Raw genomic sequence first — 20,544 nt, forward strand, 5'->3', positions numbered from 1 at the left:
CGCAAGCTTCCATGCCGACCAAACATCGCGGCTGCTTCTCGAAAAACGCGAGCAGCTGGCTTCGACGGAGTTGGCGACGCACGAGAACACGACCGCTCGCATCGACACCGTGGATTTGGAAAACGCTTTTCGCGAGGTCGATACCGACCGTAACAAGTTCGGACATGGGTGGCTCCTCAGCTTGAGGCGACAACATCCCGACTATGCCCCAACGCAACGCCGGGAGCAGGAGCCATCCACACCATCAATCGAGCAAGCCTTCGCCAAGCTGAAGGCGCTCCTGCGAACGGCCGCCGCGCGCACCGTCCCAGACCTCTGGGCCGCCATCCGAGAAGCCTTCAAGGCCTTCCGCACGTACGAATGCCGAAACTACGTCGCCGCTGCTGGATATGATGCCTTCGACCCAACATGACTGGCAAGGGCTCTAGACCACTTGTGGCAACGCCGCCTTAGAAAAATCACGTCGAGCACTGATTTTCACTGCACTCTTTTTACTTCGATGGATGGCGGCCCATTGTCATGCAGGCTGTTTAATCCGAGTTTATGCAAAGATTTCGCATTGGGGAGTCCGTGATGCCCTAGGCAAACCCTCCCACCAAGAAAGCTTTTCCATCCGACTTTTTTAGATATCTACATTCGCCACGGCCTCGGATGACGCGCGCCCCCCCCCGCGGGCGGGGAGTGGCCCGGCTGCACCCCGTCGTGCAGCCGGGAAGCGAAGGCGAAGCCGAAGCGACGGTGAGGGTGTGCCGACGGACGAGCCTCCTCCGGGCCGGCCCCCTCGCTGTCGGCTGCCGCCTCGCTTCGCCGACGACAAGGTCGGCAAAGCCCTCTCTCCGCACGCGGGCGAGGGGATGCGCGCGCATCGAATCGCCAAAAGCAGGGATGCGTGTGAATCCGGTGGCACCGGATCAGAAGCCGATCAGCAGGATCGCCAGCGCCGCGAGGGCGGCGCCGACCGCCGGGCCGGCGACCGGGATCAGGGCGTAGCCCCAATCCGAGCCGCCCTTGCCGGCGATCGGCAGCACCGCGTGGGCGAGGCGCGGCCCGAGATCGCGGGCGGGGTTGATCGCGTAGCCGGTGGTGCCGCCGAGCGACAGGCCGATGCTCCAGACCACCATGCCGACGAGGTAGGGCGCCAGCCCCGTGGGGATGTTGCCCGAAGCCCCCACCGACCGCGACAGCAGGGCGCTGATGATCAGGATCAGCAGGAAGGTGCCGATGATCTCGCTCGTCCAGTTGGCGGCCGTTTGCCGGATCGCCGGATCGGTGCAGAAGCAGGCCCGCTTCAGGCCCGGATCCTCGGTGACGGCCCAGTGCGGCAGGTAGTGCAGCCACACCACCGTCGCGCCGAGGAAGGCTCCGATCATCTGCGCCGGCACGTAGACCAGGAGCTTGCTCGGATTCCCGGAGGTGATCGCGCCGGCGATCGTCACAGCCGGGTTGAGGTGGGCGTCGGGGCTGCCGGTCGCGGTCGCGACGAAGATGCCGGCCAGCACCGCGAAGGCCCAGCCGGCGGTGATCGCGATCCAGCCTGCGCCTTCCGCCTTGGAGCCGCGCAGCAGCGCGCCGGCCACGACCCCGTTGCCGAGGATGATCAGCACCATCGTGCCGAGAAGCTCGCCCAGGAACGGCGATGTCATGGGGTGTCCTCCGAGAATGTCCGAGACGGGAAGCGGCGAGGCGGCCTCGTCCCAAATCCGGTCGATCCCTTCGGGATGGCGGATTTGGCCGTCGCTCATGCGCCGCGCGGGCTTGCCGATACGGCGTCCGCTTTGATCAAGCGGATGCCGTATCAGTCCTCCTGCTCGTCCCAGTCGAAGGCGCGCTTCACGGCGCGGCCCCAGGCGGCGGTGATGCGGCGACGCTCCCCCGCATCCATGTTCGGCTCCCAGCGCCGGTCGACGCCCCAGTTGCGCACGAGGTCGTCGGTGCTCTTCCAGTAGCCCGTGGCGAGCCCGGCCGCGTAGGCGGCGCCGAGGGCCGTGGTCTCGGTGACCTTCGGGCGCACCACCGGCACGTCGAGGATGTCGGCCTGGAACTGCATCAGGGTGACGTTGGCGACCATGCCGCCGTCCGAGCGCAGCTCGCGCACGGGGATGCCGGAATCCTTCTCCATCGCCTCCAGCACCTCGTGCGTCTGGAAGGCGGTGGCCTCCAGGCAGGCGCGGGCGATGTGGCCGCGGTTGGCGTAGCGGGTCAGCCCGATGATCAGCCCGCGCGCACCCTCGTTCCAGTGCGGCGCGTAGAGGCCCGAGAAGGCGGGCACGAAGTAGACGCCGCCGTTGTCCGCGACCGTTGTGGCGAGGCTCTCGACCTCGGCGCTGTCCTTGATCATGTGCAGGTTGTCGCGCAGCCACTGCACCAGCGCGCCGGTGATCGCGATCGAGCCCTCCAGCGCGTAGACCGCCGGCTTGCCGTCGAGCTTGTAGCCCAGCGTCGTCACGAGGCCGCAGGTGGAGGGCACCGGCGTCTCGCCGGTGTTCATCAGCGCGAAGCAGCCGGTGCCGTAGGTGTTCTTGGCCTCGCCCGGCTGGAAGCAGGTCTGGCCGAACAGGGCCGCCTGCTGGTCGCCGAGGATGCCGGCGATCGGCACGCCGGAAAACGGCACTCGCGTCTCGCCGTAGACCTGCGAGGACGAGACGATCTCGGGCAGCATGGCGCGGGGGATGCCGAAGGCGGCGAGCATGCCGTCGTCCCAGGCCAGCGTCTCGAGGGACATCAGCTGCGTGCGGCTGGCGTTGGTCACGTCGGTGAGGTGGAGGCCGCCGTCCGGGCCGCCGGTCAGGTTCCAGACGAGCCAGGTGTCGATGTTGCCGAACAGCACGTCGCCGGCTTCCGCCTTCTCGCGGGCGCCCGCGACGTGGTCGAGGAGCCAGCGCAGCTTCAGCCCCGAGAAGTAGCTCGCCAGCGGCAGCCCGGTCAGCGCGCGGAAGCGGTCGCGCCCGCCGTCGCGGGCGTATTCGGTCACGAGGCGGTCGTTGCGCGTGTCCTGCCAGACCAGGGCGTTGTGGAGCGGCGCACCCGTGCGCTTGTCCCAGATCAGGGTGGTCTCGCGCTGGTTGGTGATGCCGATCGACAGGAGGTCCTTCGGCGTCAGCCCGGCGCCGTCGAGGGCGTCCTGCATCACCCCTTGCGTGTTGCGCCAGATCTCCATCGGGTCATGCTCGACATGGCCCGGCCGCGGGTAGATCTGCGCGTGCTCGCGCTGCTTGCAGACGATGATGCGCCCCTCGCGGTCGAACACGATGAAGCGGCTGCTGGTGGTGCCCTGGTCGATGGCGCCGACATACTGGGACATGGCTCTCTGGGACATGGCTGTCTTCCCTCCCTCGAGGAACGTGGGTCGATCTTGGTCTCGCGGACCGGTCTTCGCGCCGGTTCCGCCGTTCGGGTCTTTCAGGCCGCCTCCGCCTTTCGCGTCAGGTAGGCGGACAGGCGCGCGGCCCCCTCCGGACCGGTGCGCAGGCCGAGCTTCGAGCGGCGCCAGAGGATGTCCTCCGCCGTGCGGACCCATTCGGTCCGGACGAGGTAGTCGACCTCCGCCGCGCTCAAGCCTCCGTCGAAGGCCTCGCCGAGGTCGGCGAGGCTGCGCGCGCCGGCCACGATCGCCCGCGCCTCGGTGCCGTAGGCGCGGGCGAGGCGCTTGGCGGTCTCGGCCGGCAGGAACGGCGCCTCGCGGGCGAAGGCTTTGAGGAACGCGTCGAAATCCGCCTCCGGCATGGCCCCGCCGGGCAGGGTCGCCTCCCCCGTCCAGGGCGGCTCGAGGTTCGGGAAGTAGGCTGCGATCTTCTCGATCGCGTGCTCGGCCAGGCGCCGGTAGGTGGTGATCTTGCCGCCGAACACGGACAGCGCGGGCGCCTGCCCGCCGGCGTCGTCCACGTCGAGCACGTAGTCGCGCGTCACCGCCGAGGCGTTCGCGGCGGCGTCGTCGTAGAGCGGCCGCACCCCCGAATAGCTCCAGACCACGTCCTCCGGCCCGATGGCGCGCGCGAACGAGCGGTTGACGCAGTCGCAGAGGTAGCGCGTCTCGTCCTCCGAGATCCGCACCGGGCCGGGCTCGTCCTCGTAGGGGACGTCGGTGGTGCCGATCAGCGTGAAGTCGCGCTCGTAGGGAATCGCGAAGATGATGCGCTTGTCCGGCTGCTGCAGGATGTAGGCCTGGTCGCCCTCGTAGAGTCTGCGCACCACGATGTGGCTGCCCTTGATCAGCCGCACCGCCGCGCGGCTGTTCACGCCGAGCGTGCCGCCCAGCGTCTCGCTGACCCAGGGGCCGGCGGCGTTCACCACCGCCTTCGCCCGGACCGTCTCGGTGCGCCCCGTGACGGCGTCGCGCAGGGTCGCGGTCCAGGTCCCATCGATGCGGCGCGCCGACTCGACGCCGGTCCGGGTGCGGATCTCGGCGCCGCGCGCCCGCGCATCCATGGCGTTGAGCACCACGAGGCGGCTGTCCTCGACCCAGCAGTCGGAATAGACGAACCCCTTCGTCAGGCGGTCCTGCAGCGGCGCGCCCACAGGTGATGTTCGCAAACGAACCATCTTCGAGCCGGGGAGGGTGCGGAGCCGCGCAAGGTGGTCGTACAGGAACAGGCCGACCCGCAGCATCCAGGCGGGGCGCAGGCCCTTGTCGTGCGGCAGCACGAAGCGCAGCGGCCAGATGATGTGCGGCGCCTGCCGCAGCAGGCGCTCGCGCTCGGCCAGGGCCTCCCGCACCAGGCGGAACTCGTAGTATTCGAGGTAGCGCAGCCCGCCGTGGATCAGCTTCGTGCTCGACGACGAGGTGAACTCGGCGAGGTCCCCGCGCTCGCACAGCAGCACCGAGAGGCCGCGGCCCGCCGCGTCGCGGGCGATGCCGGTGCCGTTGATGCCGCCGCCGATGACGAGCAGGTCGTAGGGGGCGCTAGGCGCCCGCACGTTCGAGACCGTCGTCATGGTTCACCTCCCGCCCCGGCCGATGCCGCGTTCGGCAGAATATTGCCTTATCTTAGGATTTTCGCAAGCGAAAATTTCGATGTTCGTTACGGTTCGTCCCGGTCGGCCACCGCGAGGGTGACGCCGTGGCGCTCCATCAGCGCGGCGATCTCGGGCGGCGGGGCGCGGTCGGTGAAGAAGGTGTCGACCTGCTCGAGCCGCCCGACCTCGACCATCGGCCGGCGGGTGAACTTGGTGTGGTCGGCCACGAGGAAGGTCTGGCGCGCATGCGCCAGGATGGTCTGCGTCGCCCGCACCTCCTCGTAGTCGTAGTCGAGGAGGGCGCCGTCGCCGTCGATGCCGCTGATGCCGATCACCGCCACGTCGACGCGGAACTGGCTGAGCGTGTCGCAGGTGAGTTGCCCCAGAACCGCGCCGTCGCGGTTGCGGATGGTGCCGCCGGCCACGACGATGCGGAAGTCGGTCGCCTCCGCCAGCCCGACCGCCACGTTGAGGTTGTTGGTGATGATGCTCAGGTCGTCGTGCCGGACGAGCTCTCGCGCCACCGCCTCCGGCGTGGTGCCGATGTTGAGGAAGACCGAGCAGTGCGACGGGATGCGGCTCGCCGCGAGCCGGCCGATCCGCGTCTTCTCGGACAGGAGCGTGGTGCGGCGGTCGGCGTAGGCGATGTTCTCGACGCTGGAGGGCAGGCCGCCGCCGCCGCGGTAGCGCTCCAGCCGCCCCTCCGCGCTGAGCTCGTTCAGGTCGCGCCGGATGGTCTGGACGGTGACGCCGAACTGGCTCGCCAGGGCTTCGATCGTCACGAACCCGCGCTGGCGGACGGCGACGACGATCGCCGAGCGCCGCGCCTCCACCGCCGACGCGTCGGCGCGCTCGCTCGCCTTCCGCTCGAAACCGCCCCGATCGAGGATACGCGTCATGGGGATTCCGGCCCGGGACATGCTGGTCTCGCAACGCCCGCCGATCCTTCCCGTTCGCCGCCGTCTAAGACGAAGAAGGGAAGGGGGAGGCGGGCGTTCCGACACGAAGTGTATGTGACCGGCCGGGTTTCGCAAACGAAACGCCGCATCATCGTTTGGGATGAGCGCCGACCGTTCGCACCGGACGCGGACGCTGCGTTTCCGGCCCTCGCGCTTGTCTCGACGAAGCGGCGCGCCGATGTTGGCGCGCATCGCCTTGGAAGGGCCATGCGGGAAGCGGTCGCTGTCCGCGCGAACGGGGAGGGACGTCGTCGATGCCGGAGGTCGTCCGGGACGCGCCCGCCGCGGTCGGGTTCTCGCAAAACGCCCCTGACCGCCAAGACCGCGCGGCGCATCGGCGGATGATCGGCCCGCCGCCGCCATTCGGAGAGCGGTCCTGAAAGCGGACCTCTCAGCCGCCGAGGCCCGCCGCATCGCCCTGGCGGCCCAGGGTTTTGCAGCGGGGCGGCGTGAGGGCGCCGTCACCGACGCGCGGATGCACCGGGAGATCGGCCGCCTCGGCCTGCTCCAGATCGACAGCGTGAACGTGCTGGTGCGCGCCCACTACCTGCCGCTGTTCTCGCGGCTGGGCGCCTACGCGCGCGACCGCCTCGACGCGATGGCCGCCGCCCGGCCGATGCGGTTCTTCGAATACTGGGGCCACGAGGCCTCGCTGCTGCCCATCGATCACCACCCCCTGCTGCGCTGGCGCATGGCCCGCGCCCGCGACGGCCGCGACGTGTGGCGGCGGCTCGAACCCTTCGCCGGAGAGCGGCGCAACGAGGCCGAGGCGGTCCTCGCCCGCATCGCGGCGGACGGGCCGCTGGCCGCCTCGGACCTCGCGGAAACCCGGGCCGGGTCCGGCATGTGGGCGTGGAGCGCGGGCAAGCACGCGCTCGAATGGCTGTTCTGGGCCGGCCTCGTTGCCGCGACGCACCGGCGCGGCAGCTTCGAGCGGGTCTACGACCTGCCCGAGCGGGTGCTCCCCCGCGCCGTGCTCGCGCGCCCGACCCCGACCGGTGCCGACGCCCGGCGGGACCTGATCGCGCATGCGGCCCGGGCGCTCGGCGTGGCGACGGCGCAGGACCTGCGCGACTACTACCGCCTCTCGCCGGCCGACGCGGACCGACCGATCGCTGATCTGGTCGAGGACGGGACGCTCGTGCCGGCCGAGGTTCGCGGCTGGCGCCGCCAAGCCTACCTGCACAGGGATGCGCGCCCCGGCCGCCGGCTCGACGGGGCGGCGCTGCTGTCGCCCTTCGATCCGCTGGTCTGGCACCGCCCGCGCACCGAGCGGCTGTTCGGGTTCCGCTACCGCCTCGAGATCTACACGCCCGCCCACAAGCGCGAGCACGGCTACTACGTCCTGCCGTTCCTGATGGACGGCGCCCTCGTCGCCCGCGTGGACCTGAAGGCGGACCGCAAGCGCGGCCGGCTCGTCGTCCAGCGCGTGCACCTGGAACCGGAGGCGCCCCCCGCCACCCTGGAACGCCTGCTGGTGGAACTCCGCCTGATGGCATCGTGGCTCGACCTGCCGAGGCTTGCCGCCGCCCCCGCCGCGGCCGGCACCGGCCTGCCCGTCGCGGACGCCGTCGAGGCCGACCCGCCGGCCGCAGAACCGGTGGGGTGAGGGTCTCGGGGTCGCGCGTTCAGTGGCGGGAAGCGGTGGCGGCGCGCCGGGTCGCCAGGGCCGTCGCGAGGTCGATGGCCAGCGCCAGGACCATCGCGGCCGCGCCGAGGGCGAACAGCAGCGCGTAGTCGCCGCCGGTGTGGGCGAAGACGAAGGACAGCCCGTAGGCGGCGCCCGCCTGGAACAGCGCGAAGGCCACGGTCGCGACGCTCCAGGCCGCCTTCTGCCGTTCCGGGTCGTCGGGGAGGAGTTCGCCGATGCGGCCGAGCATGAGCGGGACGGTTCCGGTGACGAAGGCGCCGACCGTGACGCTGGACAGGACCAGCCACGGCTCGCCGAGGCCGAGCGCCGGGATCGCGACGGCCCCGGCCTCGACCAGGAAGGCGAGGCGAAGCGCGGTGCCGAAGCCGACCCGGTCGGCCAGGTGCCCGACGAGGATCGGGCCGACCGTCGCACCGAGGCCGAACAGCACCCAGTAATGCGAGCCGGCCTGGATGCCGCGTCCGAGGCCGCGGGCGACGAGGTCGACGAGGAAGAGCATGTGCGGCACCCAGGCCGCCGCGTTGAGCGCGTATTCGGCGTAGAGCGCCCGCAGCGTCGCTCGGCCGGGGCTCCGGGACGGCGCGGCCCGCGCCCCCACCCGGGCCGGCGCCGGCGCCTCGGACGGCCAGCCCCGCCAGCCGAGGAGCGTGAGCAGGGCGGAGAGCGCGCCGAGGCCGAACCAGGCCTGCCGCAGCCCGCCCTGCAGCAGGAGCGGGACCAGCGTCCCCGATGCCGCGACGCCCGCGCCGATGCCCATGAAGATCAGCCCGCCGGCTAGGCCCCGCTTGCCCGGGGGCACGTGCGGCAGCACGGCGGGCGCCGCCAGCACCATCAACGCGCCTCCCGCGAAGCCCGACGCGAAGCGCCAGGCGAAGAACCACGCGACGCTCAAGGGGAAGGCGCAGGCGAAGAACGCCACCGTCGCCAGCCCCATCATGCCTCGGAGGACCGTCGGAACGCGGGTCCGGGCGGCGAGCCGACGCCCGAGGAGGGCGCCCGCGAGATACCCGGCGAGGTTGGCCGCCCCGAGATAGGCCGCGGTCGAGGCCGGAAACCAGCCGCCGTCGATGATCGCCGGAAGCAGGGGCGTGTAGGCGAAGCGTGCGAGGCCGATGCCGACCAGGCTGGCGCAGGAGGCCGACGCGACCGCGCGCCAGGCCCGCCGCCCGTCGGCAGAGGTCGGCAGGGGACCAGGCTGCAGTGACGTCGGCACGGCCATGGGACGAGGCTCCCGCCATCGGGTTGAGAGGGTGCATTCCGCAGGCACGGATGCCGGTCGCGCGCGCAAAACCCTTAGCCGCTGCCGGTCGCGGCGCGAACGGGATCGCGCCTCACGCGGTGGCGAATTCGAGACGAACGCCGCCGGGCATCGTGCACAGGAAATGGTGGGTCTCCGAGCCCTCTCGCATCGGGCCGGGCGCGAACTCGATCGCCGTGCCGGGATGGGCGCCGACCCGCTCGTGAGCCGCAACGAGCGCCGCCCGGTCGGCGACCGTGAGGGCGAGGTGGTGCAGGCCGACGTTGGCGCGCCGGTCGAACGGCACCGCCGTCTCGGGGTCCGCGACTCGCCACAGCGTCACCAGGATCGCGCCGTCGGAAACGAAGACCGCCGGGTAGGACGGCACGCTGCCGGCGACGCGCCATCCGAGCGCCTCGACGAAGAAACGCTCGGCGGCTTCGAGGTCCGGCACGGCGAGGCCGACATGGTGCGCGCCGCGGGTCAACGGGTTCGTCATGCGGGGATTTCCTGAGAGAATTTTCAAGCGGAGTGGATGCCGGCTCACGTGAAGAACATGCGACCGCACGGCAGGCTAGAGACCTTCCCGGGATCCGGGGATCACGGGAAGGTCTCTCAGGCGCGCCACCTCGGCGCGCAGGTCGGCGACCTCGGTCAGCAGCGGACGAAGCTCGGCCGCGATCTCGGCGCGGGTGAAGCGCGGCTCGATGTATTGCGGGCAGTTCCAGTCGAACCCCACCACGTCGACGACGAACGCGGAGGCGGCCGGCGGCGCGTCGGGGTGGACGACCTGCGCGACGAGGTCGGGGTCGTCGGCGGCCGCGACGACGCGCGCATGCCCGATCAGCTTGAGCCGGCGCCGGGCGGGGTAGTCCATCGCGAACAGGGCGACGCGCCCGCGCTCGATCACGTTGCCCTGCGAGATGAACTGGCGGTTGCCGGGGTAGTCGGCAAAGCCGATCCGGTTGCCGCCCAGCGCCCGGACGAAGCCGGCCGGGCCGCCGCGATGCTGGAGGTAGGGCCAGCCGTCGGGGCCGACGCTGGCGAGGTAGACGCTGTCGCGCGCCGCCAGGAATCCGTGCTCGCGCTCGGTCAGCGCGTCGCGTTCGTCGGGGGACGCCGCGTCGCGTCGGGCGTAGCTGGCACGCGAGCCGGCTTGCGCCTGGAGCGTGCGCGCCGCCTCGCCGAACAGGGTGTGGAAGTAGGTGTTGGGCATGCATGTGAATGTACGACGTCACGGATTGGCGATAATCCGTCCTGTCGGCAGTTCAGTATTTCACCGGGAGGAATGATCGTGGACCGCTTCGCGGCGCTGACCATCTTCGTCGCGGTGGCCGAGCGGGGCGGCTTCAAGGCCGCCTCCCGTCACCTCGGCGTCTCTCCGCCCGCCGTGACGCGGACGATCGCCGCCCTCGAACGGCATCTCGGCGTGCCGCTGTTCCGGCGCTCGACCCGCAGCGTGGCGTTGACGGAGGAGGGCGCCGCGCTCCTGGAGCGCGCCCGAGAGATCCTGATGCGGCTGCAGGACGCCGAGCACGTCGTGATGGGGCGCCAGACGACGCCGCAGGGCGAACTGCAGATCACCGCGCCGGTGGTCTTCGGCCGCCTGCACGTGCTTCCCGTGGTGGCCGACCTCCTCGCCCGCCACCGGCAGATGTCGGTGCGACTGATGCTCCTCGACCGCAACATCCGCCTCGTCGAGGAGGGGATCGACGTGGCGGTCCGCATCGGCGAGCCCCGCGACAGCAGCCTGCGCTCGGTCGCCGTCGGCACGGTACGGCAGGTCCTCGTCGCGAGCCCGACTTATTGCGCCGCGCGCGGGCACCCCGCCGACCCGAAGGCGCTCGACCTGCATGACCTCATCGCGGGCGACAACGTCCGGACCGGCTCGCAGTGGCGCTTCGGCCCGCACTCGGTCGGCGTCGCAATCACGCCGCGCCTCACCGTGACCTCGATCGACGCCCAGCTCGCAGCCGCAGCCGCCGGCCTCGGGATCGCGAACGTGCTGAGCTACCAGGCGGCCGAAGGCCTGGCCGCAGGCACCCTGCGCCGCGTGCTGGACGCGCACGCCCCGCCGCCCGTGCCGATCCACCTGCTGTTCGACGCCGGCCGCGCGAACCTGCCGAGCGTCCGCCTGTTCCTCGACGGCATGCGCGCCCGCGCGAAGAGCGGGGCCTGGCAGTGAAGCCAGCTCGCCTGTTAAGAGAAAGAGAGAGATTGATCCGCTGGACATCGACGCACGGCGATCGGCAGCTCCGCCGAATGGCGCGGCCACGTCTGAAGGGCGGCTGACGACCGATCGAGAACCGGGCGGCGCTGACCGGTATCCTGTTCGTGCTGCGCTCAGGTCTGCCCTGGGAGATGCTGCCCGCCGAGATGGCTGCGGCTGCGGGATGAGTTGCTAGCGGCGCCTGCGTGATTGGCAGGCGGCAGGGATTTGGGCGCGCCTGCATCAGGTCCTGCTGGAGCGCCTGCACGCGGCGGGTGAGATCGATTGGAGCCGGGCGAGCCTGGACAGCGCGTCTGTTCCGGCGAAAAAGGGGGCTCTGCGACGGGGCCGAACCCGACGGACCGGGGCAAGCCGGGCACGAAGCGCCACGTCGTCACCGATGCGCGCGGGACGCCGCTCGGCTTCTGCCTGAGCGGGGCCAATCGGCACGACAGCCCGATGCTGGCCCCGACGCTCGACGCGATCCCGCCCCGGCGTAGCGGACGGCGCAGGCGACCGCACCGACGGCCCAACAAGCTGCACGCGGACAAGGCCTACGATGCCAAGGCGCGACGCCAGGAATGCCGGGCCCGCGGGATCACGCCCCGCATCGCCCGCAAAGGCATCGAGAGCAGCGAGCGGCTTGGGCGTCATCGCTGGGTCGTTGAGCGCACCCACGCGTGGTTCAACCGCTTCCGCCGCCTGCCCGTCCGCTACGAACGACGCGCCGACATCTACGAAGCCTTCACCAGCCTCGCCGCCAGCCTTATCACCCTCAACCAGATCAGACGGTTCTGTTAGGCACTCTAAGCGCGGCTTCGTCCTGCTCCCACGACGATGGGTGGTGGAGCGCTCCTTCGCCTGGGCGACCCGCTTCCGGCGCATCGTCAAAGACTACGAACGCTATCCCAGCACCCTCGCAGACCTGCACATCGTCGCCTTCGTCTGCCTCATGCTCAAGCAGGCCGCGCTACTTGCCGCAAGTTCATAACTGCCTCTAGCTCAAAAAAGTTCGGTCAGGACGTACGGGGTAGCCCAGGACAAAATAAAACTTTGAGCCGTATCGCGAGGTCAGCCCGCGGATGGGCGCACAGGCTGTACTCTCCGAGCCAGCCGCCTGCGTCTCCTATGCGGAGGTCATGCACGTCCCAGAAGGTCGCGCATCCAATTACACTGAAGATAGATGGCGCCTGCCCGCTCACACAACGTGACCTCTCGGAACTGTGGCTCCTGGATCCTCAAGACGAGGGGCTGGAACCGCAGCAAGGCGAGAGATGGATCGTCGATCTCAACCTGCCGTTTGGTTGTTGGAATAGGTCAGGTTGAAGTCGGCGATCGCCTGGAGGCTGACGAGGTGGGCGTAGATGGCGGCGAGCCAGCCTTCGCGGCGCAGGCGAAGGAGGTCAGCGTCCGGGAGTTCGGCGAGCGCGCGTTCGTCGACGCCCTGCGCCCCGTGCAGGGTATGAGTGTCGCCGGTGTCCGGATCCCGCCCCTGGATGGTCACCGGGCGAAGCAGGCCGAGATCCTGCAGGATCTGGCCGAACGCAGCCGTGCGCCGGGCCGCGTCCGCATAGTCGCGCGTCAGGGCGATGCGCTCGGCAAGCGCGGGCGTGTCGCTACCGTCCGCGCCGAAGAGCGGAAGGCCGGCCTCGGTCTCGGCAGTGGCCAGGCCGTCGGCCGCCTCGTCGAGGCAGACCAGCGGATCGGCGTCGGCAACCTCGCCGAGGATGAACGGATAGCGGCGCAGGTACGCCGGCAGGTAGCGGCCGGTCCAGGCGCCGGCTTCGTCGATCAGCATCGACCGGCCCGGCCGGAAGCCGGTGATGAACACCGGCGTCGGGACACGCCCCTCGGGCAGGAACAGGATCGGCAGGTGCCGGCAGGCGGCGGCGAACTCGTCGGTCACCGCCGGGATCAGATGCGCGTCGCGGGCGAAGCCGAAGCGAGCGGGCTCGGCGAGGCGGAGGGCACGGTGGCTATCGCGGTTCAGCGGAACCACGTTGCGGTAGAACAAGGGCAGATCGGACATCGGTGGGCCTAGGTCGGAGATTGTGGATCGATCGGGTCGCGGGGCACTTCGGCTCGCTTAGGCGGGCTCTTTGGCCAGTGCATCGAGGGCCTGGGCGAGGCCGTGGAACGAGAGCGGGATGGCGACGTCCTGGCCTGCGGCGTTCTTGAAGGCGATGCGGCCGGGCTCGTTCGAGCCGCGCCAGCGGCGCAGGGCATCCTCGCGCACGCTGGCCTCCGCCACGCAGCCGCCGGGCAGGCAGCGGCGCCAGGCCAGCTCGAAGCCGGTGGTGTCCTTCTCGTCGATCAGCACCCGCACGCTGCCCGGCAGGGCGACGTTGGGCGGCAGGATCGCGGTGACCTGCAGCGGCTCGCCCGCCGAGACCCGGCCGATGGCGATCTGGGCGATCGGCTGCGCCTGCCCCTGCACCTGCATGGTCTGAGCCGCCTCGCAGATCCGCACCGGGCGATCGCCGCCGCCGCGCTGACAGCGCGGGACCCAGTCGCCGAAGCTCGCCGTGGTGCTGCCGGGCTCGTTCGGGACCGCGGCGGGCTTGGCCGGAGCGGCCGGGGCGGGCTTGCCGCCCTGCGCGAGGGCCAATGCGGCCGGAAGCGCGGCGGTCGCGGCGCAAAGCAGCCCGAGGGCGAGGAGGCGGCTGGTGTGTGGGGGCATGACGGGAACTCGTCCGGGCTTCGATGAGGCGTGGAACGCGAACGGCCCGCGCGTGGGGATGCGCGGGCCGTGGGTCGGTCTGATGGTCCGGCGCTAGAACCGGACGTTGAAGTTGCCCTTCACGCCGTGGTCCTGGGCGCGGGGGCCGACCTGGCCGGTGTAGTTCAGGCCGATCGTGGCGGCCGAGGCCACCTGCCAGTCGAGGCCGGCCGAGGCCACCAGGGCGTCGCGGTCGATCGGCACGCCCGAGGCGATGAAGCTCGGGCCGCCCACGCCGAAGCTCAGGAGCGCCGAGGGCACCACGTCGCCGAAGGCCCGGCGGTAGCCGACCAGGCCGCGGGCGACGAGCGGACGGTTCTCCCCGAACGCGTCGCCGAGCACGAGTTGGCCCTGGATGCCGGCGGTGGCGGTCTGGATGTCGTAGCCGCGGCCCGCCACCGTCAGCGCCGCGATCCCGCCCTGCTCGGTCAGGCCGTCGCGGCGGATATGGATCGCCGCGCCGCCCGCGAACGGCTCGACGTAGCCCGTCGCCGTGCCGATGCGGTAGCCGACCTCGCCAAAGCCCTGGATCGTCTCGCCGCCGGCCTTGCCCGACAGGCTCTGCGAGAAGCCCGGGAACGCGGCCGTGCGCCGGGCCGTCAGCCCGTTGTCGGCGTAGGCCGCGCCGAGCCGGAGCTGCAGCGGGCCGACCGGGCCGCGGGCGTAGACCGCCCCGTACCCGCTCTCCACCGTGCCCGAGGACAGGCGGCCGGTGACGTCGAACCCAGTGAAGCTGTAGCCGCCGGCCACACCCACCCGCCACGCCGACAGGTCCGCTCCGGCGCCCGTCAGGCCCGACAGGGCGGTCTCGGCGCCGAGCACGAAGCCGCTGGTCTGGCGCGACAGCCCGGCCGCGTTGCCGTTGCCGGCGGTGTTGCCGAAGGCGCCGAACGCCTGGCCCCAGACCGCGTAGGCCGGCACCACGAACTGCGTCGGCACCGCCGAGAGCGTGGGGGCGCGGCCCGGCAGGTCGGCGGTGTAGGTCCCCGGCAGGGTCGAGCCCGGCGCGAAGCGCTGGCCGATGCTGCCGGAGCCGCCGGCAAAGCCGTTGCTCTCGCCGAAGCGCAGGTGGTCGAGGATGGTCTCGCGCACGAACGAGGCGCCCTCGAACATCGTCGTCACCGCGCTGGCGTAGACCTCGCCCGACAGCGCGTTGAAGGCCTGGCGCGACTGCGCGGCCGAGAGCACCGCGATCGCGTCGTAGATCGGCGTGCCGACGCCGAGAGCCTGGGCGGCGGCGGCGACGTTGGCCTGGTTGCGGGTCTGCGCGGTGGCGCCGAAGGCCAAGTCGTTGCGGGCGAGCCGCAGGTACACGTCGTTGGCGTCGTAGGCGAGGAACGGCGTCAGGAAGGCGAAGTTCGAGCTCACGCCTGCGAACCGCCCGGCGACGCCGCCGGCCGCCGTGAGGATGGTGTAGCGCGTGCTCGGCGCATACGCCCCCGTGCCGGCGGTGACCTGCACCGTGCCGCCCTGCAGCGTCGCGGTTCCGGTGCCGGCGATGCGGTCGGACTGTCCGGCTGCCGTGGCGTCGACCCGGTACAGCGACTGGGCGGCAAACAGAACGTTGCCGTTCACGTTCAGCGTGCCGAGGCTGCCGGCCGCGGTGGTGGCACCCGGGGCGACGCTCGCACCGGATTGGACGGTCAGACCGCCGATGGTTCCCGTGCCCCCGACGACCGCAGCGTTGGCCACGGTGACCACCGTGTTGGCGAGGCTGCCGTTGACCACGAACCCGCCCGTGGCGACCGTGGTCGGCCCCGAGAGGGTGCCGGTGCCGGTGCCGGTGTAGGTGAGCGTACCGGCTCCCTGCTTGACGAAGCGGCCGGTACCGTTGAGCGCGCTGCCGAGCGTCGCATCGCTCGCCTGATCGATCACCAGGGTGGTGTTGCTGGTCACACCGCCGCTGCCGAGGCTGGCGGCCGAGGCCACCAGTGTGCCGGCCGAGACCGTGGTGCCGCCCGAGTAGGTGTTGGTGCCGGTGAGCGTCAGGGTGCCGGTGCCGAGCTTGGTCAGGCTGGTGGCCGAGCCGCCATCGACGATCGTGCCGGCATAAGCCGTCGAGCTGTTGTCGCCGTTGGTGGTGAGCGCGCCGTTGCGCAGGATCGCCCCGCCGTTGCTGCCCGACAGCGAGCCGACGGTGAACGCCGTGCCGCCGAGGTCGACAGTGCCGTTGTTGGTGAGCCCGGTCACGCCCGTGAGCGGGCCGGCGAGCACGAAGCTGGCGCCTGCCGCATTGGTTACCGCCCCGGCAATCCGGCCGGAGGCAGTGATCGCGGCGGCGTTCGTCACCGCCCCGTTGATCGTTCCGCTGGTGGCGAGGCTGCCGCCGGTCACCGCCACCGCGCCGTTGATCGTCCCGGCGTTGGTGCTGGTGCCGGCGCTGTTGGCCAGGCCGCCGTTGAGCGTCGCGGCATTGCCGAAGGTGCCGCTGTTGGCGACGCCGCCGTTGATCGTGCCGGTGTTGGCGAGCGTCCCGGCATTGGAGACCGGCGCGGAGGCCGTGGTCCAGGTCCCGGTGTTGGTCAGCGTGCCGCCGGCGTCGTTGCGGGCGTTGCCCTGCCACAGGCCGGAATTGCTCACGCTGCCGGTGTTGGCGGTGAGGTTGCCGGTCCACACGCCCGTCGTGCGGTTGGCGATGGTGCCCGAGGCGGCGTTGCTCACGTCGGCGTTGTAGCGCCCGTCGTTGACCACGCTGCCGCTGTTGGCGAGCGCATCGGTGATCGTGCCGCCCTGCGCCACCTGGATTGAACCAGAGTTCACGATCCCGGCCGGCGCCGTGAGGCTGCCGCCGTTAGCCACTGTCAGGCTGCCGGCATTGGTCAGCAGGCCGGCGATCCCGTAGGCGCCCGAGCCCGCAACCGCCACCGTGGCGCCGCCGGCATTGGTGAGTGTGCCGTTGCTCGCCACGTTGCCGGTGACGCTGAACGTGCCGGCGTTGTTGGCGATGGCCCCGTCGATCCGCCCGGCCGAGGCCGTCACCGTGCCGGTGTTGGTCAGGCCACCGGCGATCGTGCCGGAGGTGGTGAGATTGCCGCTGTTGGCGACCCCGCCGCTTAGGCTGCCGGTGTTCGTGGCATTGCCCGCGTTGGCGAGCGCGCCTGCAACGCTGCCGGCGTTGGTGAAGGTCGCGGCGTTGGCGACCGGGCCGGCGAGCGAGCCGGTGTTGGCCAGCGTGCCGGCCGACACCGTGGTGGTCCCGGTGTAGCTGTTGGCCCCCGACAGCGTGAAGGTGCCGGTCCCGACCTTGATCAGCCCGCCGCTGCCCGAGATCGTGCCGGCGTAGGCGGTCGAGGCGTTGCTGCCGCCGGTGGTCAGGATGCCTGAGCCCAGCGTCACGCTACCCGAGCCGGCCAGCGAGGCGATGGCCTGGTTGAAGGTCGCCAGGTCCATCCGTGCGCCGGATGCGATGGTCACGGCGGAGGTGGCCGAGAAGGCGTTGGCCGCCCCCGCCGCCAGCGTGCCGGCGTTGATCGCGGTGGCGCCGGTGTAGCCGTTCGCCCCCGACAGGGTCAGGGTCCCCGTACCGACCTTGGTCAGGGCTGTCGCACCGCCGATCGTGCCAGCATAGGCCGACGACGTGCCGTCGGACCCGGCCGACAGCGTGCCGCCGTTGGCGATCGTGGCAGCTGCGGTCGAGCCCGTGAGCGAACCGACCACGAGGCTGTTGCCGCCGAGGTCGATCGAACCGTCGTTGGTCAGCCGCCCGATGCCGGTGAGCGCATCGGTCTGGACGAAGCTCGCCCCGGCGTTGTTCGTCACCGCGCCGTTGATCTGGCCCTGCGCGTTCACCGTGGCGGCATTGCTCAGCGTGCCGTTGACGATACCGGTGGTGGTGAAGGTCCCAGCCAGGATCGCCGCGCCACCGTTGATCGTGCCGGTGTTGGTCGTGGTGCCGGCGAGGTTGGTCAGGCCGCCGCCGATCGTGCCGGCGTTGCTCAGCGTGCCGGTGTTGGCCGCCGTCCCGGTGATCGTCCCGGTGTTGCCGGCCAGGCCGGCGTTGCTGAGGTTACCCGTCACCGTGCCGGCGTTGGTGAAGGTCGCGTTGTTGCTCACGTTTGAGGTGATCGCGCCGCCGCCGGCGATGACGAGCGTACCCGCCTGCACCGTGGTGGCGCCCGTATAGGTGCTGGCCCCGGACAGCGTCAGCGTACCCGCCCCGAGCTTGACCAGGCCGATCGTCCCACCCGTGCTGGTCAGCGCGTTGGCGATGGTCGCGCCGACGTTCGTGTCGACGTTCATGAAGCTCTGGTTCGGCGTCATGCCGTCGCCGGTGAGGTTGAGCGTGCCGGTGCCGGCAAGCTGGTAGCCATCCACCGTGAACTGAAGGCCTTGCAGGTTCTGCGCGCCCGCCACCGTGACGGTGCCGGCCGTCGTGCCGAAGATCCCGACGCCCGAGCGCCAGACGTCGTTGACCTGCCCGCCGGGCAGCATCGTCCAGTTGGTGCTGGTGGCGTTCCACGCACCGGTGCCGCCCTGGGGGCCGGCGGTGGCGCCGGTGGTGTCGGCGCCGTCGAAGTACTGCACCGACTGGTTGCCGTTGGTCAGCAGCACGTTCACCTGGTTCGGGATGTTGGTGTAGACCAGCGCCGAGGTGCCGGCCGTCGGCGTGGTCACAGTGCCGAACCCGCCCGTGAGCGCGCCGCCGTAGTTGTACAGCCGGTAGGCGCCCGAGACCGGGTTGGTGGCAGCGTTGCTCGCGGCCACCAGGTTGAGCGTGCCGGCGAGCGCCAGGTTGCCGCCGACGTTGATCAGGTCGTTGCTCGCCCCGCCGACGAAGCCCGGCGCACCGAGCTCGAACAGCGAGGTCGAGGCGGCGTTCAGGGTGTAGTTGCCGGCCACCGTCAGCGTGCCGGGCGAATTATCGGCCGAGACCGTGCCGCCGTTCATCACCACCGAGCCGGCGATGGTGCCGGACCCGTGCAGCGTGCCGCCCGTGTTGACGTTGACGACCGCACTGTTGGCCGCCACCGCGCCCACCGCCGCCGTGTTGCCCAGCGTGCCGTTCACCGCCAGAATCCCGGCGTTGACGTTGGCCGTGCCGGTGAACAGGCCGTTGGCGGCGCTGTTGACGCCGGTAAGATTGAGCTGGCCCGAGCCGTTCTGGTTGAGCGTGCCCGCCCCGGTGACCGTGTTGGTCAGCGTCAAGTCGCTCGTGCGGGCGACGGTGAGCACGCTGGCGCCGTTGCCGCCGCCGGCCGCCGCGTTCACGATCGCGATGTTGCCGGTGGGTGTCCCGGCCGTGTTGCCGATCACCAGCGTGCCGCCGTCGATCTGCACCGCGTTGGCGTTGGCGCCCGCCGCCGCCGTTGAGGCGATGGTGCCGGAGTTGGAGAGCCCCGTCGTGCCGGTGCCCGCCACCCGCAGGCCGATCGCGCCCTGCACCGTGGTGTTGGCCGCCACCGTCGCGGTATTGCTCGCGCTGTTGCCGGTGAGGAAGAGGCCGGCATTGCCCGCGCAGGCGGCCGTGATCGCGCCGTTGGCGGTCACCGCCACCGCACCCGTCGTCCCGGTGGCCACGATGCCCGACCCGTTCGTCGTGGTGATCGCCCCCGCCGACACGGTGACCGTACCCGTGCCCGCCGTGGTCGCGTTGATGCCGGTGCTGGTCGCTGTGACGGCACCCGATCGCGTGACTAGAATGTTACCCACGTTGCCGGTTCCGGTGATCGCCGCATCGATGCCGACCGTGCCGCTGGCGGCTCCTGATCCGGCCACAATGATGGCCGCGCCCGCCGTGGGACCTGCACCGGTCTGCCGGGCGTAGATGCCGGCTTGGCCGCTGCCGGCGACACTGCCCGCTCCATCGATGCTGATCGTGCCGGTGCCGGACTGTGTTGCGCTGATGCCGCGGCCGGTCCCGCTTGCCAAGCTGACGGTGCCGCCCGCCACGATGCTGATCGTGCCTATGCCGGTCGCCGCCGCGTCGATGGCGTTGTTGTTGCCGTTGCCGGTAACGGTGCCGAGTGCCCCGCCCACGGCCGTCGTGCCGAGAATGATGTTGCCGGAGGTGGTGTCGGCATGGAGGCCGATGGCATTCGTTCCGATGATCGACCCGTTGCCGGTGACGGTGAAGTTGCTGGTGCCGGCGCTTGCGTAGACGCCGTAGCTGCCCGAGATGGTGCCGGTGTTCGTGATCGTTCCGCCGCCGCTGGGCGAGAACACGCCAGACTCCGGAAGAAGCGGTCCCTGAAGCGTGCCGGTGTTGACGAGCGTGCCGCCGCGAAGCTGCACCACGTCCGAGCCCGCCGTCGTGATCGTCACGGTGCCGTTGTTGTTGAAGACCGTGCCGGCGGCGATGTCGATGGCGCGGAGGTTTGATGTGCCGACGTTACCGAAGGCGGCGCTGGTGAGGCCGGTCGAGGTGAAGGTGCTGGTACCGCCAACGGCCCCGAACGTCAGCGTGCCCCCGATCGCCTGGAGGCCGCCGCCAGTCATTGATCCGGTCAGCGTTTGTGTGCCGGTGCCGATCTTGGCGAGGACGCCCGTGCCGTTGGCGTTGATCGCGCCGGCGTAGCTGCCCGTGGCGTTGCCACCGCCGGTGGTGAGCGTCTGGCCCGCCGTGATCGCCACGGTGCCGGCGCCCGCGTTGCTAACTGCCGCGCCGCCGTTCAGTGGTCAGCCCCCATTGAAGTGGTCCGCCCTTTGGTATGGCTTTTGAGCCTGGAGGACGGACGAGATGGCAAAACACCCGAAGCCCGAGGAGATCGTCGCGAAGCTCCGTCAGGCGGACGTGCTGATCTCACAGGGCCAGAGCGTGGCCGATGCAATCCGCGCGCTCGGTGTGAGTTCGGTGACGTACTACCGGTGGCGGCGTGA

The 20,544-nt window shown here is 71.0% G+C and carries 12 protein-coding genes and 4 pseudogenes; 6 read left to right on the forward strand and 10 right to left on the reverse strand.

The annotated features are described in order from the left end of the window. Nucleotides 1–412 (forward strand): annotated as a pseudogene (locus tag FV229_RS28145) (hypothetical protein); the annotation flags it as partial. A gap of 499 nt (nt 413–911) precedes the next feature. Here FV229_RS28145 and FV229_RS16925 read toward each other — a convergent pair. From FV229_RS16925 to FV229_RS16940, 4 genes are all read right to left on the reverse strand, one after another. Beyond that, on the reverse strand, nt 912–1,643 hold the full coding sequence (locus FV229_RS16925; RefSeq protein ID WP_147753086.1) for an MIP/aquaporin family protein: 732 nt from the start codon (nt 1,641–1,643) through the stop codon (nt 912–914). Between the two features lie 152 nt (nt 1,644–1,795). Then, nucleotides 1,796–3,301 (reverse strand): glycerol kinase GlpK, encoded by a 1,506-nt coding sequence (gene glpK / locus FV229_RS16930; RefSeq protein ID WP_147753096.1) that lies wholly within the window; start codon nt 3,299–3,301, stop codon nt 1,796–1,798. Nucleotides 3,302–3,399: 98 nt separating this feature from the next. Continuing rightward, complete coding sequence (gene glpD / locus FV229_RS16935; RefSeq protein WP_147753087.1) at nt 3,400–4,932, reverse strand: glycerol-3-phosphate dehydrogenase; 1,533 nt, start codon at nt 4,930–4,932, stop codon at nt 3,400–3,402. A gap of 86 nt (nt 4,933–5,018) precedes the next feature. Beyond that, nucleotides 5,019–5,852: a DeoR family transcriptional regulator gene (locus FV229_RS16940; protein ID WP_147753088.1), complete on the reverse strand. Its 834-nt coding sequence runs from the start codon at nt 5,850–5,852 to the stop codon at nt 5,019–5,021. 436 nt (nt 5,853–6,288) lie between these two features. Here FV229_RS16940 and FV229_RS16945 point away from each other — a divergent pair, with 436 nt between their 5' ends. Next, complete coding sequence (locus tag FV229_RS16945) at nt 6,289–7,521, forward strand: crosslink repair DNA glycosylase YcaQ family protein (RefSeq protein ID WP_187275177.1); 1,233 nt, start codon at nt 6,289–6,291, stop codon at nt 7,519–7,521. Between the two features lie 19 nt (nt 7,522–7,540). Here the strand turns inward: FV229_RS16945 and FV229_RS16950 are convergent, their stop codons facing one another. The 3 genes from FV229_RS16950 to FV229_RS16960 all read right to left on the reverse strand — a co-directional run bounded on the left by FV229_RS16950 (nt 7,541) and on the right by FV229_RS16960 (nt 10,016). Further along, entirely contained in the window at nt 7,541–8,782 is a 1,242-nt protein-coding gene (locus FV229_RS16950; RefSeq protein ID WP_147753090.1) for a YbfB/YjiJ family MFS transporter, read from the reverse strand. A gap of 112 nt (nt 8,783–8,894) precedes the next feature. Continuing rightward, entirely contained in the window at nt 8,895–9,299 is a 405-nt protein-coding gene (locus FV229_RS16955) for a VOC family protein (RefSeq protein ID WP_147753091.1), read from the reverse strand. Nucleotides 9,300–9,374: 75 nt separating this feature from the next. After that, complete coding sequence (locus FV229_RS16960) at nt 9,375–10,016, reverse strand: pyridoxamine 5'-phosphate oxidase family protein (RefSeq protein ID WP_147753092.1); 642 nt, start codon at nt 10,014–10,016, stop codon at nt 9,375–9,377. Nucleotides 10,017–10,094: 78 nt separating this feature from the next. Here FV229_RS16960 and FV229_RS16965 point away from each other — a divergent pair, with 78 nt between their 5' ends. The 3 genes and pseudogenes from FV229_RS16965 to FV229_RS16975 all read left to right on the forward strand — a co-directional run. Further along, entirely contained in the window at nt 10,095–10,985 is an 891-nt protein-coding gene (locus FV229_RS16965) for a LysR family transcriptional regulator (protein WP_147753093.1), read from the forward strand. Between the two features lie 77 nt (nt 10,986–11,062). Then, nucleotides 11,063–11,810 (forward strand): annotated as a pseudogene (locus tag FV229_RS16970) (IS5 family transposase). A 4-nt stretch (nt 11,811–11,814) separates the two neighbouring features. After that, nucleotides 11,815–12,000 (forward strand): annotated as a pseudogene (locus tag FV229_RS16975) (transposase); the annotation flags it as partial. A gap of 297 nt (nt 12,001–12,297) precedes the next feature. Here the strand turns inward: FV229_RS16975 and FV229_RS16980 are convergent. The 3 genes from FV229_RS16980 to FV229_RS27475 all read right to left on the reverse strand — a co-directional run bounded on the left by FV229_RS16980 (nt 12,298) and on the right by FV229_RS27475 (nt 20,298). Beyond that, nucleotides 12,298–13,038 carry a SapC family protein gene (locus FV229_RS16980; RefSeq protein ID WP_147753094.1) on the reverse strand — a complete coding sequence of 247 codons (741 nt, stop codon included), beginning with the start codon at nt 13,036–13,038 and terminating at the stop codon, nt 12,298–12,300. A gap of 57 nt (nt 13,039–13,095) precedes the next feature. Further along, nucleotides 13,096–13,689, reverse strand: coding sequence for an invasion associated locus B family protein (locus tag FV229_RS16985; RefSeq protein ID WP_147753095.1), 594 nt, complete (start codon nt 13,687–13,689; stop codon nt 13,096–13,098). Between the two features lie 93 nt (nt 13,690–13,782). Further along, a complete protein-coding gene (locus FV229_RS27475; protein WP_187275176.1) occupies nt 13,783–20,298 on the reverse strand; it encodes an autotransporter-associated beta strand repeat-containing protein in 6,516 nt (2,171 codons plus the stop codon). Between the two features lie 106 nt (nt 20,299–20,404). On the opposite strand from FV229_RS27475, the pseudogene FV229_RS17025 reads away from it, so the two are divergent. Beyond that, nucleotides 20,405–20,544 (forward strand): annotated as a pseudogene (locus FV229_RS17025) (IS3 family transposase); the annotation flags it as partial.

It is taken from the genome of Methylobacterium sp. WL120 (assembly GCF_008039465.1).
Classification (GTDB): Bacteria; Pseudomonadota; Alphaproteobacteria; order Rhizobiales; family Beijerinckiaceae; genus Methylobacterium; species Methylobacterium cerastii.

What these genes read in the sequence shown, in the direction of transcription:
- FV229_RS16925 (WP_147753086.1), bottom strand. Translation starts at nt 1,643, where the DNA reads ATGACATCGCCGTTCCTGGGCGAGCTTCTCGGCACGATGGTGCTGATC.
- glpK (WP_147753096.1), bottom strand. Translation starts at nt 3,301, where the DNA reads ATGTCCCAGTATGTCGGCGCCATCGACCAGGGCACCACCAGCAGCCGC.
- glpD (WP_147753087.1), bottom strand. Translation starts at nt 4,932, where the DNA reads ATGACGACGGTCTCGAACGTGCGGGCGCCTAGCGCCCCCTACGACCTG.
- FV229_RS16940 (WP_147753088.1), bottom strand. Translation starts at nt 5,852, where the DNA reads ATGACGCGTATCCTCGATCGGGGCGGTTTCGAGCGGAAGGCGAGCGAG.
- FV229_RS16950 (WP_147753090.1), bottom strand. Translation starts at nt 8,782, where the DNA reads ATGGCCGTGCCGACGTCACTGCAGCCTGGTCCCCTGCCGACCTCTGCC.
- FV229_RS16955 (WP_147753091.1), bottom strand. Translation starts at nt 9,299, where the DNA reads ATGACGAACCCGTTGACCCGCGGCGCGCACCATGTCGGCCTCGCCGTG.
- FV229_RS16960 (WP_147753092.1), bottom strand. Translation starts at nt 10,016, where the DNA reads ATGCCCAACACCTACTTCCACACCCTGTTCGGCGAGGCGGCGCGCACG.
- FV229_RS16980 (WP_147753094.1), bottom strand. Translation starts at nt 13,038, where the DNA reads ATGTCCGATCTGCCCTTGTTCTACCGCAACGTGGTTCCGCTGAACCGC.
- FV229_RS16985 (WP_147753095.1), bottom strand. Translation starts at nt 13,689, where the DNA reads ATGCCCCCACACACCAGCCGCCTCCTCGCCCTCGGGCTGCTTTGCGCC.